Annotated in this window: 15 protein-coding genes and 1 pseudogene; 2 read left to right on the top strand and 14 right to left on the bottom strand. The window is 58.2% G+C overall.

What is annotated here, in order from left to right:
• Window positions 1-143 precede the first annotated feature (143 nt).
• Window positions 144-1,382 (top strand): MFS transporter TsgA, encoded by a 1,239-nt coding sequence (tsgA, locus tag ACL2XP_RS00930; protein ID WP_413736741.1) that lies wholly within the window; start codon window positions 144-146, stop codon window positions 1,380-1,382.
• Here tsgA and ACL2XP_RS00925 read toward each other — a convergent pair.
• Both ACL2XP_RS00925 and ACL2XP_RS00920 read right to left on the bottom strand, forming a co-directional pair.
• Window positions 1,333-1,830: a LysE family translocator gene (locus ACL2XP_RS00925; RefSeq protein ID WP_413736740.1), complete on the bottom strand. Its 498-nt coding sequence runs from the start codon at window positions 1,828-1,830 to the stop codon at window positions 1,333-1,335. The genes tsgA and ACL2XP_RS00925 overlap by 50 nt on opposite strands.
• Window positions 1,831-2,071: 241 nt before the next feature.
• Window positions 2,072-2,320, bottom strand: coding sequence for a DUF1127 domain-containing protein (locus tag ACL2XP_RS00920; RefSeq protein ID WP_413736739.1), 249 nt, complete (start codon window positions 2,318-2,320; stop codon window positions 2,072-2,074).
• A 176-nt stretch (window positions 2,321-2,496) separates the two neighbouring features.
• Here ACL2XP_RS00920 and ACL2XP_RS00915 point away from each other — a divergent pair, with 176 nt between their 5' ends.
• Window positions 2,497-3,921: a PLP-dependent aminotransferase family protein gene (locus ACL2XP_RS00915; protein WP_413736738.1), complete on the top strand. Its 1,425-nt coding sequence runs from the start codon at window positions 2,497-2,499 to the stop codon at window positions 3,919-3,921.
• Here ACL2XP_RS00915 and ACL2XP_RS00910 read toward each other — a convergent pair.
• The 12 genes and pseudogenes from ACL2XP_RS00910 to ACL2XP_RS00855 form a co-directional block, all read right to left on the bottom strand.
• A complete protein-coding gene (locus tag ACL2XP_RS00910) occupies window positions 3,918-5,186 on the bottom strand; it encodes a cytosine deaminase (RefSeq protein ID WP_413739042.1) in 1,269 nt (422 codons plus the stop codon). The genes ACL2XP_RS00915 and ACL2XP_RS00910 overlap by 4 nt on opposite strands.
• Before the next feature lie 228 nt (window positions 5,187-5,414).
• Complete coding sequence (gene trpS, locus ACL2XP_RS00905; RefSeq protein WP_413736737.1) at window positions 5,415-6,419, bottom strand: tryptophan--tRNA ligase; 1,005 nt, start codon at window positions 6,417-6,419, stop codon at window positions 5,415-5,417.
• Window position 6,420: 1 nt separating this feature from the next.
• On the bottom strand, window positions 6,421-7,119 hold the full coding sequence (locus ACL2XP_RS00900; protein WP_413739041.1) for a phosphoglycolate phosphatase: 699 nt from the start codon (window positions 7,117-7,119) through the stop codon (window positions 6,421-6,423).
• Between the two features lie 82 nt (window positions 7,120-7,201).
• Window positions 7,202-7,861: pseudogene (rpe, locus tag ACL2XP_RS00895) on the bottom strand (ribulose-phosphate 3-epimerase); the annotation flags it as partial.
• 22 nt (window positions 7,862-7,883) lie between these two features.
• Window positions 7,884-8,747, bottom strand: a complete 864-nt coding sequence (gene dam, locus ACL2XP_RS00890; RefSeq protein ID WP_413736736.1) for an adenine-specific DNA-methyltransferase — start codon at window positions 8,745-8,747, stop codon at window positions 7,884-7,886.
• Window positions 8,748-8,829: 82 nt separating this feature from the next.
• Window positions 8,830-9,984, bottom strand: a complete 1,155-nt coding sequence (locus ACL2XP_RS00885; protein ID WP_413736735.1) for an SPOR domain-containing protein — start codon at window positions 9,982-9,984, stop codon at window positions 8,830-8,832.
• Window positions 9,985-10,101: 117 nt separating this feature from the next.
• Window positions 10,102-11,187 (bottom strand): 3-dehydroquinate synthase, encoded by a 1,086-nt coding sequence (gene aroB / locus ACL2XP_RS00880; protein ID WP_413736734.1) that lies wholly within the window; start codon window positions 11,185-11,187, stop codon window positions 10,102-10,104.
• Between the two features lie 42 nt (window positions 11,188-11,229).
• On the bottom strand, window positions 11,230-11,751 hold the full coding sequence (gene aroK, locus ACL2XP_RS00875; RefSeq protein ID WP_131866394.1) for a shikimate kinase AroK: 522 nt from the start codon (window positions 11,749-11,751) through the stop codon (window positions 11,230-11,232).
• 335 nt (window positions 11,752-12,086) lie between these two features.
• Window positions 12,087-13,331 carry a DNA uptake porin HofQ gene (gene hofQ, locus ACL2XP_RS00870; RefSeq protein ID WP_413736733.1) on the bottom strand — a complete coding sequence of 415 codons (1,245 nt, stop codon included), beginning with the start codon at window positions 13,329-13,331 and terminating at the stop codon, window positions 12,087-12,089.
• A gap of 333 nt (window positions 13,332-13,664) precedes the next feature.
• A complete protein-coding gene (locus ACL2XP_RS00865) occupies window positions 13,665-14,204 on the bottom strand; it encodes a hypothetical protein (RefSeq protein ID WP_413736732.1) in 540 nt (179 codons plus the stop codon).
• Window positions 14,197-14,763, bottom strand: coding sequence for a PilN domain-containing protein (locus ACL2XP_RS00860; protein WP_413736731.1), 567 nt, complete (start codon window positions 14,761-14,763; stop codon window positions 14,197-14,199). Before ACL2XP_RS00860 ends, ACL2XP_RS00865 begins: the two co-directional genes overlap by 8 nt.
• Complete coding sequence (locus ACL2XP_RS00855) at window positions 14,763-15,608, bottom strand: pilus assembly protein HofM (RefSeq protein WP_413736730.1); 846 nt, start codon at window positions 15,606-15,608, stop codon at window positions 14,763-14,765. Before ACL2XP_RS00855 ends, ACL2XP_RS00860 begins: the two co-directional genes overlap by 1 nt.
• Window positions 15,609-15,613 lie beyond the last annotated feature (5 nt).

Raw genomic sequence — 15,613 nt, 5'->3', positions numbered from 1 at the left:
CGCCGAAATATCCCTTGCGGGCGACTTTTATACCCATCGTATAAATTGCCATGATAGTATTTGTCACTTATCGGCAACAGTAAAGCAACCGTTACGCTGGCTGGCGCTACGCCGGTCACAGGATTCATTTAAACAGGCTTATCATGAATAACCATAATCGTCTGCGGCTAACGTGGATTAGTTTTTTTTCCTATGGATTGACCGGCGCCCTGGTGATTGTCACCGGCGTGGTATTAGGTAATATCGCCGAATATTTTCACGTTCCCGTTTCCGCAATGAGCACTACCTTCACCTTTTTAAATTCCGGCATTTTAATGGCTATTTTCCTTAATGCCTGGTTAATGGAAATTATTCCCCTGAAACGGCAGCTGATATTTGGTTTTGTGCTGATGGTGCTGGCCGTGCTGGGATTAATGAGCGGGCATAACCTGACGGTTTTTTCGCTGTCGATGTTTGTCCTGGGCGTGGTGAGCGGTATCACCATGTCCATCGGCACCTATTTGATAACCTATCTTTACGCAGGCCGGCAACGGGGTTCGCGGTTGCTGTTTACCGATTCTTTTTTCAGCATGGCCGGCGCATTGTTTCCCATGCTGGCGGGCGTGCTGCTGGCGCGCCATATCGCCTGGTACTGGGTTTATGCCTGTATCGGCGTGGTCTATGTGGCGATTTTCGTGCTGACGCTGCTGTCGGATTTCCCGATGCTGGGCAAACGCGGCCAGGCCGCCGCGGGCCAGCCCGTGTCGGCACCGGTAAAAGAGAAATGGGGCGTCGGCGTCCTGCTGCTTTCGGCCGCCGCCCTGTGCTATATCCTCGGGCAATTGGGGTTTATTTCCTGGGTGCCGGAATACGCCACCCGCAACTTCGGGATGGGCATTGAAGAGGCCGGCGGCCTGGTGGGTAATTTCTGGACGGCCTATATGATCGGCATGTGGGTATTCAGCGCCCTGCTGCGCTTTGCGGATCTGCAACGCATCGTTACGCTGCTCGCCGGCCTGTCCGCCGTCATGATGTATTTATTTATCGCCGCCGAGCGGCCCGAACACCTGCACTACTATTTATTCGGGCTCGGGTTTATTTCCAGCGCCATTTATACCACCCTCATCACCCTGGGTTCACAACAGACCCGGGTTACGTCGCCGAAGCTGGTTAATTTTATCCTCACCTGCGGCACCATCGGCACCATGCTGACGTTTGTGGTCACCGGACCCATCGTGGCCAACCACGGCGTGAAAGCCGCCCTGACCACGTCGAATGCGCTGTATTTGGCCGTGTTTGTCCTGTGCCTGTTGTTGGGTTTTGTCACCCGCCACCGGCTGCACGGCCATGCCGCTAGCGGATCAGTACCGGATAAAGCGACAACACCAACGCCACGGCCATAAGACGGTTAAACAGGCGCAGCCGGCCGGCATGGCCAAGTTTGCTTTTCAGCAAACTGCCGAAGGCCGCCCAGGCGCTGACGCAGGGGGCATTAATCAGGGTAAATACCAGCGCGATCGGCACGATGTCCCCGAAATAATGGTCCCCGAAATGATGCCGTTCGGGGGCATAGGCGGTGACGGCGCCAATGGCCATCAGCCAGGTTTTGGGATTCAACCATTGGAACAATACCGCGCCCCAGTAGCCCAACGGGGCAATGGCGCGGCCGGTTGTCCCTGACGCCGGCGCCGTATTGGCGATCCGCCAGGCCAGATAAATCAGATAGCAGGCGCCGGCGGTTTTCACCAGGGGAAACAGCAGGGGAAAGTGCTGGAATATCCCCGCCAGACCCAGGCCGATCGCCAGGATCATCAGGCAAAGGCCGCAGCTGACCCCCAAAATATGCGGCACGGTACAAACCCGAAATTTACGCCGGAACTGGCCAACATGGCGTTATTTGGCCCGGGAGTAATGGAGGTGACAAAAGCATAAAGCAACAAGGCGGTTAACTCGGCAAGGTTCATGGGGTATTCAATCCCTATGGGGCCATCGTGCGGAAAACTCGACGCCCGACGTCCGCGGGGAAAAGGCGGGCGCCGGAAATAGGGGGCGCCGGGCGGCGGATGATACGGCCGTCGCCCGGCGACAGGCATTAAGATTTATCGTCATAATCCAACACGTCGCTGCGGGAGATGCCGATATCCTTTAGCTGATCGTCGCTCAGCGCCAGCAGGATGCGGCGGTTGCGCCGGCGCTCATACCAGCTTTTCAGCGCCAGGTATTGCCTGGCCAGGTAATGCGTGACCGAGTGCTCCTTCCCAAAGGGGTGGTCGCCCGCGATTGTTTGGCGCGGATCGCACTGCGCGGCAATAGATCGGTTCACATTTGGCGGGTTTCTCATAGTTGCTCCTCGATGTCCGGTGGAGTAACTAGCATGCAGTAGCCGCCGCAGACCGTACAGATTCAGAAATTAATTTTTTTTACCATACAAAAAGAGAAAACCCGCGCTGTCATGCTATGATTTCATCCGATCTGTATTGCTCGATGCCATAAAAAAACAATCTGTATGAGGCTGCCATGACGCGTTACGATAATCTGGCCGGTATCATCGGCGAACGTATTGAACAAGGGTTATATACCTGCGGGCAGCGGTTGCCGTCGGTACGGGCGCTGAGCCTGGAACATGCGGTGAGCATCAGCACCGTGCAGCAGGCGTACCGGGTATTGGAAGATCGGCGGTTGATCGAGGCGCGGCCCAAGTCCGGCTATTTTGTCAGCCAAAAGCATGAGCTGGCCGCCCTGCCCGCCATGTGCCGCCCGGCCCAGCGGCCGGTGGAGATTTCCCAGTGGGATCTGGTGCTTAAGCTGCTGCGATCGGACCCGAATGACGGGATGGTGCATCTGGGTCCTGGTATGCCGGATATTACTTCCCCAACCCTCAGGCCGCTGATGAAACTGCTCAGCCGCTCCGCCCTGCATTCCGATTTGCGCGGTATGAACTATGGCGATATCGCCGGCGCCCCGACGTTGCGCGAGCAGATTGCCCGCCTGCTGGTGGACAGCGGCAGCCTGCTGTTGCCGGAAGATATCATGATCACCACCGGTTGCCATGAAGCGTTGTCGATTGCCATCCATGCCTTGTGCCAGGCAGGGGATATCGTGGCGGTGGACTCGCCCAGTTTCCACGGCGTCACGCAAACCCTGAAGGCCTTTGGCATCAAAGCGTTGGAAATCCCCACCGATCCGGTAACCGGCATTAGCCTGGAAGCGTTGGAGCTGGCGCTGGAACAATGGCCGATCAAGGCCATCCAGGTCACGCCGAACTGTAATAATCCGCTGGGTTATATTATGCCCGATACCCACAAGCAGGCGCTGCTATGCCTGGCGCAGCGCTACGATACGCCGATTATCGAAGATGATGTTTATGGCGATCTCGCCTACCGCTATCCCCGCCCGCATACGATAAAATCCTTCGACGAAGACGGACGGGTGCTGTTGTGCAGTTCATTTTCCAAAACCCTGGCGCCGGGGCTGCGGGTCGGCTGGATTGTTCCCGGTCGCTACATGGAAAAAGTGATTCATATGAAGTACATCGGCACCGGCGCCACTGCCCTGCAACCCCAGCTGGCGGTAGCCGAATTTGTCCGGGGCGGATATTACCTCAAGCATCTGCGGCGCATGCGCGCCCGCTATCAGCTCAACTGCGACATTATGACCAACTGGGTCAAGGCGTATTTCCCGCCGCAAACGCGGGTCAGCCGGCCGCAGGGGGGATTTTTGATGTGGATAGAATTGCCCGCGCATTTCGATTCCCTGCGCCTCAACCGCCACTTGGAAAAACTGTCGATCCAGATTGCCGTTGGCCCGGTATTTTCCGCCTCCGGCAAATATCGCCACTGCCTGCGCCTGAGTTTTGCCATCCAGCTTACCGATGACATCGAGGCGGCGGTGAAAACCATAGGCGATACCATCAAGCAGCAGCTAAACGAGGTGAATCCTTAGCGTTTAAAATCGACGTTTTCCGCTGTATCCAGAAACAGCGTGGTTTGCGCGGGCCGCGTTTCGGCAATTATCCGTCCCCGACGGATAACGTAGCGCGGCGGGGTCTGCCGCCGTACGGCGTCAAAACCATTTTCCGCCGGCAGGATCACCACGTTGGCGCTGTTGCCCGACGCGATACCATAGTCGGTCAAATGCAGGGTTTTGGCGCTGTTGACCGTAATCAGATCCAGGCCCTGGTTGATTTGCTCATAGCCCATTAGCTGGCAAACGTGCAGCCCCATGTGCAGAACTTGCAACATATTGCCGGTACCCAGCGGATACCAGGGGTCAAACACATCGTCATGGCCAAAGCAGACGTTGATGCCCGCCGCCATCAGTTCCTTGACCCGCGTCACTCCCCGGCGCTTGGGATAATCGTCGAAGCGGCCCTGCAAATGGATATTCACCAGGGGATTGGCCACGAAATTGATGCCGGATAATTTCAGCAGCCGGAACAGGCGCGCGGTATAGGCGCCGTTGTAGGAGTGCATCGCGGTGGTGTGGCTGGCGGTGACCCGCGCGCCCATGCCGTCGCGGTGCGCCAGCGCCGCGACGGTTTCCACAAAACGCGACTGCTCATCGTCGATCTCATCGCAGTGCACATCCACCAGGCGATCGTATTTCTGCGCCAGGCCAAAGGCTTTGTGCAGCGACTCTACCCCATACTCGCGGGTAAATTCAAAATGCGGGATGGCGCCCACCACATCGGCGCCCAAACGCAGCGCCTCCTCCAACAGGGCTTCGCCCTGCGGATATGACAAAATACCTTCCTGCGGGAAGGCCACCAGTTGCAAATCCACCCATGGCGCCACCTCCGCCTTAATCTCCAGCATGGCCTTGAGCGCCGTCAGGGTGGGGTCGGATACGTCCACATGACTGCGCACATGCTGAATGCCGTTGGCGATTTGCCATTTCAGCGTCTGCCAGGCGCGCTGTTTAACATCCTCATGGGACAGCAGCGCCTTACGTTCCGCCCAACGTTCTATTCCCTCGAACAGGGTGCCGGACTGGTTCCAATGCGGATCGCCGGCGGTTTGCGTGGTATCCAAATGGATATGCGGTTCGACAAACGGCGGTATCGCCAGTCCGCCCTGAGCATCCAGCACGTCCGGGGAGGTATCCGGCCGCGCTTGCGCGGCGCGTATTCGCCCTATGCGCTCCCGATCTATTTCTATCAGCCATAGACCTTCACGCTGGGGCAATCGGACATTATTGATTATTTGCAGCGACGGCTTTGACACGGTTCACCTCATTACGCGGCGGGGAGGGACGGTTATTAAGCAAAGCTTAGCGCACCCGGCGGCCAATTTACATGAAAAGCGCCGCCCGCCGGCATATTCGCCGGCGGGTCGAAGAGGACGATTGATGGGGCGACGAATAGCGCAATTGATAGCCGGATTGAGGTGGGACACCGGCGCCGGGACGGACCAACCGGCCCGGCGGGAAAAATCGCCTTACGGACGGGGTACGAAACCCACGGCCTGGTAAACCTTATCCAGCGTTTGCTGCGCGCGCGCGCTGGCTTTAGCCGCGCCGTCGCGCATAATCTGGTTGAGCAGGTCATCGTTGGCGCGATAATGGTGAAAACGTTCCTGCAAGTCGATCAACATGCCGGATACGGCGTCCGCCACCGCGCCTTTGAGGTGGCCGTACATTTTACCGTCAAACTCCCGCTCCAGTTCGGCGATGGGTTTACCGGTGACGCCGCTGAGAATATCCAGCAGGTTCGACACGCCCGGTTTGGCCTTGGGATCGTAACGCACCACCGGCGGCTCGTCGGAGTCGGTCATGGCGCGCTTGAGTTTTTTCACCACCGATTTCGGGTCTTCAAGCAGCGTGATCACATTATTGCGGTTGTCATCGGACTTGGACATTTTTTTGGTCGGGTCCAGCAGGGACATCACGCGTGCGCCGGATTTGGGGATAAAGGGTTCGGGCTGGGTAAAAATATCGCCGTAAAGCGCATTAAAACGCTGGGCGATATCGCGGCTCAGCTCCAGATGCTGTTTCTGGTCCTCGCCCACCGGCACCTGGTTACTCTGATAGAGCAGAATATCCGCCGCCATCAGCACCGGGTAATCAAACAGCCCGGCGTTGATATTGTCGGCATAACGGGCGGATTTATCCTTGAACTGCGTCATGCGGCTCAGCTCGCCGAAATAGGTATAGCAGTTCAGCAGCCAGCTCAGTTGCGTATGCTGCGGCACGTGGGACTGGACAAAAATGGTGCTTTTATTCGGGTCGATGCCGCAGGCCAGATACAACGCCAGCAGATCCAGCGTGGCGTGGCGTAATTTCTGCGCATCTTGCCGCGCGGTAATGGCATGCAGGTCGACAATGCAGTAAATACAGTCGTACTCGTCTTGCATATTTACCCACTGACGCAGCGCACCCATATAGTTGCCGATGGTCAGTTCGCCTGACGGCTGCGCGCCGCTAAATACTATGGGCTTACTCATTTTACGCTTCCTGATTATCTAAAGATGACAACCCAAGAATGGGCAGAAGATCGGCAAAACGATCCAGGATGTAATCCGGATGGCTCAGGGTGATCGCTTCGCCGTAGTTGTAACCATAGGTCATGCCGACGCAAGGACAGCCGGCCGCCTTGGCCGCCACGATGTCGTTGCGTGAATCACCGACAAACAGCAGTTCGTCCACATACAGTCCCAGCTTGCCCAGCACCAGATAGATGGGCGCCGGATGGGGTTTTTTCGCCGCCACGTCATCGCCGCCGATAATCAGCGAGAAATAGCTGTCGATGCCCAGCGAAGCCAGCAAGGGGGCCACAAACGGCGTAGGCTTGTTGGTGACAACCGCCATGGGCCAGCCTTGGGCGGCCAACAGGGCCAGGGTCTCTTTCACCTGCGGGAACAGCCGGCTGCCCTGCTCCACGGTGCGGGCATAAAACTGGTCGAACAGCACCCGGGTTTCGCGACATAACGCCGCTTCAGGCTGGGCGCCCGCCCAAATCAGGGCGCGCTCGACCAGTTTGTCGGCGCCGTTGCCGATCCAGGTGGAGACCAATGCCTGCCCCGCCGGGGCAAGCCCCTGCGCCTGCAGGGCCTGGTCGAGGGCGCTGCTCAGGCCCGGGGCGGTATCGGTGAGGGTGCCGTCGAGGTCGAAGGCCAGGCCGCGGATTTTCGCCAGATTACTCATGGCTATTACCCGGCTCATGGCTGCTACCCGGCTCATGGCTGCTACCCGGCTCAAGACTGCTGCCCGGTTCAAGGCTGCTCACCGTTAACTCGCGGCGCATGGACTCGATGATCGATTGATAATCGGAATGGCCGAAGATCGCCGACCCTGCGACGAACATATCCGCCCCGGCCGCGCCGATGGCGCCGATATTATCGATTTTGACCCCGCCGTCCACTTCCAGGCGAATATCGCGGCCGCTATCGTCAATGAGCCGGCGCACCTGGCGCAGTTTATCCAGCGTACCGGGAATAAACGACTGTCCGCCAAAACCGGGATTCACCGACATCAGCAAAATGACATCCAGTTGATCCATGACGTAATCGAGGTAGCTCAGGGGCGTCGCGGGGTTGAACACCAGACCGGCTTTACAACCGTGATCTTTTATCAGTTGCAGCGAGCGGTGCACATGCTCCGAACCTTCGGGATGAAAGGTGATATAGCTGGCCCCGGCGGCGGCAAAATCGGGAATGATACGATCGACCGGCTTGACCATCAAATGCACATCGATAGGGGCGGTAATGCCGTAATTGCGCAGGGCCTTGAGCACCATCGGTCCCATCGTGAGGTTGGGTACATAGTGATTATCCATCACATCAAAATGCACCACATCGGCCCCGGCCGCCAATACTCGGGCAGTATCTTCACCCAGGCGGGCGAAATCCGCCGACAGGATGGATGGGGCGATTAAAAATTTTTTCATCCGCGTCTCCAATCATTAATGGTCAGTCAATGGCTTGTTTATCGGCGCTATCCGCGGCGCGGGGCTGGTCCGCGTAATAATATAACGCCAGCAGTTCATCCACTTTGCTGCGCCCGAGGATATTGCGGCTGATAGTGCGCCGGCCTTTCACCACGTGCAGCGCCGCGTCACAATACCATTCCCGGGTCAGCACGGTATCGTGGTTTGAGATCAACACCGGAACCTGCTCTTCGCTGGCCAGCCGATAGGCGATCCGCGCCAGGTTTTGCTGCTCAAGGTTATTGAAGCTGTTGGTATGATAAGCCATAAAATTTGCCGTAGTGGACAACGGCACATAAGGCGGATCGCAATATACCACCGATCCCTGCGCGGCTTTTTCCAGCGTCTGCTGGTAATGCTCGCATACAAAAATAGCTTTTTGCGATTTTTCAGCAAACCAGTGCAGCTCGTTTTCCGGGAAATACGGTTTTTTATAGCGGCCGAACGGCACATTGAACTCGCCGCTTAGGTTATAACGACACAGGCCGTTATAACAATGACGATTGAGATAAAGAAAAAGTATCGCGCGCCGATAAGCATCGGTGCAAAGGTTAAATTCACTACGTAATTGATAGTAAATCAGCGAAGTGTTGGCGTCTTCATCAAACAGTAAACGAGCGTCGCCAATGAACTCGACGGTACGCTCTTTGACAATATTATAGAGGTTGATTAGATCGCTGTTGATATCAGCAAGGATGTACTTCTCGTAGTCGGTGTTAAGAAACACCGACCCCGCGCCGACGAAGGGTTCGATCAGGCAATCCCCCGCGGGTAAATGGCGGCGGATATCTTCAATTAGCGGATATTTCCCGCCTGCCCATTTTAAAAACGCGCGGTTCTTCTTCATGCCGTCGATTGTTACTCACACACTCTCAAGAGCCGCGGATTGTACTCTGTTTAGACCCATACAGCAGCGCTAAATTCAGGAACTATTTATTCTGATCCTGTTTGACCTGCCCTATTTCCCTGGCCCACGGCTTTTTAGCCTGGATATCGGCCGGTAATTGGGCCACCGCGCTTTTGGCCTGGGCCGAAGACGGATAGACGCCGCTCACCAGGACATACCAAGGTTTGCCGTCGCGCCGGGTTTCATATACCCAGTACTGGCTCAGCTGCTGCTTTTTGGCATAGGCATTGAGCGTAGTGGCCTGCGAAGCGCTGCTTATCTGCACGGTGTAATAACCAGCCGGGGCGCTTTGAATCGACCCGGCTGCGGCGGCGGGCACCGGGGCATGCTGGGTTGCCGCCGCGGGGGCCGGAGCATGCTGGGCAGCGGCCGTCGGATGGCTCGGCGGGATCACCATCGTGTGCTGGGCTGAACCCGCCGGGGTAGAAGGAGCAACCTGCTGCGCCGCGGGGGCCTTGACGGTGCGGGCCGGCGCCGGGCTGACAACGCGGGGCGCCTTCTCAACCGGCTTGGGCGCTTTATGGGCGGCCGCGGGACGGCTGGTGGCGGCGGCGGCCTTATGAGCCGGTTCCTTGCCTGCCGGTGCAACCGTAGCCGGCGCGGTGGGCAGCGTCGACGCAGGCTGGTCGTTGTTCATTTGCTGGGCCATGCCGTTGACCCTATCCCCTTGCTGGGATAACGCATCGGCCATATTACCCGGCAGATCGATACGATGCTGGGTTCCGGGCGCGGTAACCGGCGGGGCCTGGGTCGGCGTCGCGGCTACCGGCGGCGCGTTCAGGGTTTGCGGCTGCGCGGCGGTACCGTTGCTGCCATTGACGGTGCCAGCAGGGATGGCGCCGTTGGTGGTGCCGGTACTGCCGGGGCTGTTCACGTCGGGATTGGCGGCGTCGGGCACGGGCGTGCCGTTATTGTTTGCCGTGTTGGCGGCGCCGGGCAGATCGATGCTCTTTTCAGCTACATTAGGGTTTTGCTGGTTGGCATCGGACTGGGTTGGGGCTTTTAACGCCGAGCCAATGGCAATGACCAGCAGCAGCAATACCAGAATACCGATGCCAATCATCAGATGTTGCTTGGACATGGCCACTTTGGGAACTGAAGGGCCCTTCCGCTGACGGGGTGGGCGGCGATCGCTGCTATCGGGTCTCAGTTCGTCTTCCGACTTGAACTCATCCATCTAGAACTCTCCAACCGAGAGATATTTCCACACGTCCAGGGACGCGGGAAGGGTTAATGCGAATAAATCAATTTCATCCCCTTTGTCCCCAATGGGGACAAAGGCAACGGCCCTGACTCAAGCCTGGCAATCGGCGATAGATGCCAATACGATATCATTTGATACATCGGCGCGCACTTCCGCCTGGCCCAGGCCCCGCGGCAGCACTAGCCGTAACCGGCCGGAAATGACTTTCTTGTCACGCATCATATGCGGCAGATAATCCTCCGGCTGCATTTCTTCCGGTCCGGTGACCGGCAGGCCGGCGCGGATCAGCAACGCGTTAACGCGCTGTATGTCATCGGCGTGGAACTGGCCTAAACGATGCGCCGCGCGGATGGCCATCATGATGCCCGCCGAAACCGCTTCACCGTGCAGCCAGTTTCCGTAACCCATATGGGTTTCAATGGCATGCCCGTAAGTATGGCCTAAATTCAGCAAAGCCCGCTGCCCATTTTCACGTTCATCGGCGGCAACCACCTCGGCTTTCAGTTCACAACAGCGGCGGATGCAGTAAGACAGCGCGCCGGCGTCCAGCGCACGCACTTCATCCAGGTGTTTTTCAAGCCAGATAAAAAAAGCATAGTCTAAAATAATGCCGTTTTTAATGACTTCCGCCAGTCCGGAGGATAATTCGCGCGGCGGCAAGGTACTAAGACAGTCGAGATCGATCACCACCGATGCCGGCTGATAAAACGCGCCGATCATATTTTTACCGAGGGGATGATTAACCGCCGTTTTACCACCGACCGAAGAATCAACCTGGGAGAGCAGCGTAGTAGGGACCTGGATAAAACGGACGCCGCGCTGATAACTGGCGGCGGCAAAACCGGTCATATCGCCGATTACCCCGCCGCCAAGAGCGATAAGGGTAGTGTCGCGGCCATGAGGTTTTTTCAGCAGCGCCGTGAACACCTGATCGAGCACGCTCAGTGATTTATATTGCTCACCGTCGGGCAGGATAACGTGATCGACGACTATTCCGGCGCGTTCAAGAACCGCCCGGATTGAATTCAGATAAAGCGGCGCCAACGTGTCGTTGGTCACCACCATCACATGATCGCCGTTTTTAAGCGGCATGAAAGAAGCCGGGTCGTTGAATAACCCGGCTGCGATCGTGATCGGGTAGCTGCGCTCCCCTAGTGTTACGGTAATCCTCTCCATGGGGTGCTTAATGACCTTTTCGGCATCTCGTTACACACTAAATCAGTTGCTTTCCAGCATATTGATAATCTGGTTGGCAACAACCTTAGCACTTTGTTCGTCGGTACGAATGGTAACATCCGCAATTTCTTCATACAAAGGATTGCGTTCCCTGGCCAGCGCTTCCAGCACTTCGCGCGGCGGGGCTTCAACCTGTAGCAAGGGTCGTTTTTTATCACGCTGGGTTCTGGCCAGCTGTTTTTCAATGGTGGTTTCAAGATAAACGACCACACCACGGGCAGAAAGGCGGTTACGTGTTTCACGCGATTTTACTGATCCACCGCCTGTAGCCAATACGATACCCTGTTTTTCAGTAAGCTCGTTAATGACCTTTTCTTCACGATCGCGGAATCCGTCTTCGCCTTCCACGTCGAATACCCAGCCTACATCGGCTCCGGTGCGCCGCTCAATCTCTTGATCAGAATCGAAAAACTCCATATTAAGTTGTTGAGCCAACTGACGCCCAATAGTGCTTTTGCCGGCACCCATAGGCCCAACCAGAAAGATATTGCGTTTCTCTGCCATGTTTTTCGGTATTACTAAGATTATTCGTTAATGACAACCCGCCCCGCCAATCAAATTAGCGGCGGGACCTAAACTGAAACCTCATGAGCGATAGTGCGAGAATCAGACGAAAAATTATCTCAACACTCGGGGTAGTTTGGCAACCGATTAAATCGATGCTCACACCGCAAGGAGGAATTCCGACATCTCTATCGTAATTACAGGTGACGCAAAAACAGCGATGCTCAATGGGTTACCCTTGTAAGCGAAATCGGGCACAGCGTCAAATCGATCGCGAAAAAAACGCATAATTTGTTGCTAAAACCGCAATTTTGCTCAAATTGAGTGAGTCGAGTTTACCCCGATATTCGGGTCGGTGTAATAAAAATAACCAATTCACGCTGTTTATAGTTCGCACGCTGCCGTTTAAACAGATGTCCAAGCACCGGAATTTCAGATAAAACCGGCACTTTGTCCTTGGTCTGATGTTTTTGATGCTGGAAAATGCCACCCAAAACAATAGTTTCACCGTCGGCGATGGTCACCTGGGTCTTGATTTCCTCCATATCGATAGAAACGCTCTCATTTTCACCCTGTTTGAGTACCCGGCCCGGCACGTTCTGGCTCAAACGTAAATTTAAGGTGACTTTGCCATTGCGCAGCACTTTTGGCGTCACTTCCATGCTCAACACCGCCTCCTTGAACTGCACTGAGGGAGATTTATTTTTGCCATTCGATACCTGATAAGGTATTTCGGTGCCCTGTTTGATGCTGGCGGTTTGCTGATGGGCGGTGTACAGGCGCGGGCTGGCCAGAATATCCACTTTGTTTTCCTGCTCCAGGGCGGTCAGCTCCAGCTCCAGCAGGCGGCCGCTCAGGCGCGCCAGCCGAAACCCCATGCTGGCGTAATGCTTGTCCAGGGGCAAATCCATCGACAGGGCGGCGGAGCGGTTTTTAGTGCCGGCGGCGTGCCGCCAGTCCACGCCGATTTCCCGCAGGTTATCCCGGCTGATGGTGACGATATGGGCGGTTATCAGCACTTGCTCCAGCGGCAAATCCCAAATATCTATCCAGCCGGCCAGCGTGGACAATGCCGCCTCGGTATCCCTTAACACCAAGGAATTGGTACGTTTATCCAACATTACGCTGCCACGGGGCGACATGAGGGTTTTGCGCATGGCCGCGATATTTTTGGCCACCTCGGCGGCGTCGGCGTGCTGGAGCGTAACCAGGCGGTTGCATAGCGGCAGCGCTTCATCTTGTTGCGCAAGCGAGGTCCGCGCGTCGTGATCCCGGGCGAAGACCATCATCACGTCCCCCTGGCGTTCCAGGTGCAGGCGGCCGGTACGCACAATCAGGTCCACCGCCTGTTGCCAGGGGACGTCATTGAGGTTGACGCTGATGTTGCCCTTAATGCCGGGAGCCACCACCAGATTCAGGCGCTGGTGCTCCGCCAGGGCCCGCAGCACCTGCTGTACCGGCGCATCATCGAATACCAGCGTCACCGGTTTTACGTCAGGGGTTGCCTGCCTGGCGGCATGGGCCGGGAATTGCCATAAAACCAGGGAGAGGGCCATTATTGTTGCATAACCTTGCATCATTTCTATTCGTCCTTGTACGTTGCTGCATCATCCTTGTCCACGGCGCCTGATTGGCGAACGGCGCCTGATTCCCCATCCGCGCCGCCGGCTGCGCCAGCCATCGGCGGGTTCGGCGTCCCGTCGGCCGCCCCCGGGTCGAGATGACACCAGCGCCCCCGCTCGTCGGTAGTCCACAACTGCCAGCGCTCACCGTCGCCCACCTTCCCTTTAATTTTCCGGGATGACCCCGATCCGCCGGCGGCCGGCTGGAACGGGTCCCGCGAAACGGCGCCGGGTGCCCTGGCCGGCGCCAACCAAGTGAGCGCGCAGAAAAGGGCTATCATCAACCGGCGGTTATTCATTGCCGTTCGTTTCCTGTTGCGCGGTCAAGGCCAGGGTGAATTCCACCCGCAGGCGGCCCTCCCGGGGCGTGACGTCCAAAGAGCGCAGCGTCCGCCCGCCGCCCAGCGCGGCCAGATTTTGCAGCGTCCGGCATAAACCGCGGTAATCCGTGACCACCACCACCGACCAATGGCATGGAGCGGGATGCTGACCGTCGGGCGCGGCATGCCAGGCTATTTTCCCGCCATCGCCGGGACGGATGGCGGCGATAAGGGCGCCCGGGTCCCGCCGCAATGTGTCGTAGGCCGCTAATTGCCGGGTCATCCGGGCAATATCCCCATCAAGGCGCTGGGCGTCCGGGAAGGCGGCCTGTGCCCGCCGGTGCTGGCGTAGCACATTTTCACTACGTTCGATTTCGCCGCGCAGCTGCGCCACCTGGCCCTGCCCATGACGCAGGATCGCCGCCATGGGCAGGGTCACGACCGCTGCCTGGGCCGCCGCCAGTACCCACCATGGACGGGCCAGCCAGCGCCACACCCAGGCGTTATTCAACTTGATCCGCAGCCTGGCCCCCGGCCGTCCGCGGCGTCCAGGCCGCTTGAAAATGAAACAGGAAATGGCCGTTCTCCCCCTGCCCGATCTCCTGCCAGCGCATTTGGGTAAACAGCGGGTGCCGCGACAGCCGGCGGCTCAGCGAGCCGATATCCCCGTGGCGCTCGCAGCAACCGCTCACGAGCAATTGCCCGTCCCGCTGGCGCAGCCGGGTGAGCCATACCCCCGGCGGCAAAAGCGACGGCAACTGTTCCAACAGATGGCTATAACGGCGGTTATCGGCCGCGGCCCGTCGATACGCCCGCAGGGTGCGCGCCAGCCGCTGATGCTGCTCCCTGCGCTGTAAAAACCAACGCTGCTCTTCAGCCGCCTGCTGTTCCTGCCGCTGCCGCTGGGCCAGCCGCGCGGCGAGAGCGGCCTGCTCGTTACGCCAGCGCGCCGTCAGCAATCCCGCGACGCCGCCGGCCAATAGCAGTTCCAGCGCCAATGCGAGCATGAATATGGCTGCGCGCCGGTGCGAACGTCGCCGCCGCCATGCCAGCAAATTGACCTGATACATCACGCGTCCCCTCGGCGCACGGCCAGGCCGCCGGCGAAAACAAAGGCCGCCGGCCATGCCGGCATGGGAGGATGCGCCTGCCACAAGGCGGCAAAAGGCGACCACGCCAGGGTATGATCCGGCGGTGCCAGCCGCGTTTCGCTGCTGAAATATAACGCGGTTTGCGTTTCATCGATGCCCGGGCAGCGCCCGGCGATCAGCTGGCGCACCGTTGGGAAATCCGGCGCTTCGTCCGCGGCGATAAACCCGGACTCCAGGGCATGCGCGGGCGGCGAAACCCAAAACCAGCCGCGGGGAGAAGCATGCACCAGCAGCCGGTCCCGGGCTAGCCCGGCCTCACAGGCCATGTAGCGCAGGGCGCAGGGCAAAATGTCCAGGACCTGCGGCGTCAGCCCCGCCTCGGACAGGCAGGATAACCATTGCGCCACGATTTTTTGCCTGGCGGCAGTGACCACCAGCGTATCCGGCCGGTGGGGATCGCGCCGGTAATCAAGCATCAGATTTTCACTGCCGCAGGGGAAATGGCGCCGGGCGTGCGCGGCGATAAACCAGCCCCGCTCCGGCTCGCATAAGCGCCGGTCCGGCGCCGCCATGCGCCGTTGAGTGACCAGATGGGCCGGTAAACAAACGCGTAATGAAATACCACCGGGAAGCTGCCTGCGCCAGGCCGAAAGCACCTGCGCCAGGCCGGCCGGCGGGCCCGCTTCGTCGGTTGGCGGCTCGCCGGGCAGCGCGTATTGCCACCAGTGGCGAAGCTGCCAGCCGTGACGTCTGCGTTGCAGCGCCAGCGCGCGCAAGGCGCCGTTTTCGATCGCTAAACCCACCTGCCAGGGGCGAAATGCCATTTTTG

The organism is Sodalis sp. RH21 (assembly GCF_047324175.1).
Classification (GTDB): Bacteria; Pseudomonadota; Gammaproteobacteria; order Enterobacterales; family Enterobacteriaceae; genus Acerihabitans.
This window is presented reverse-complemented; position numbering and strand designations above follow the sequence as displayed.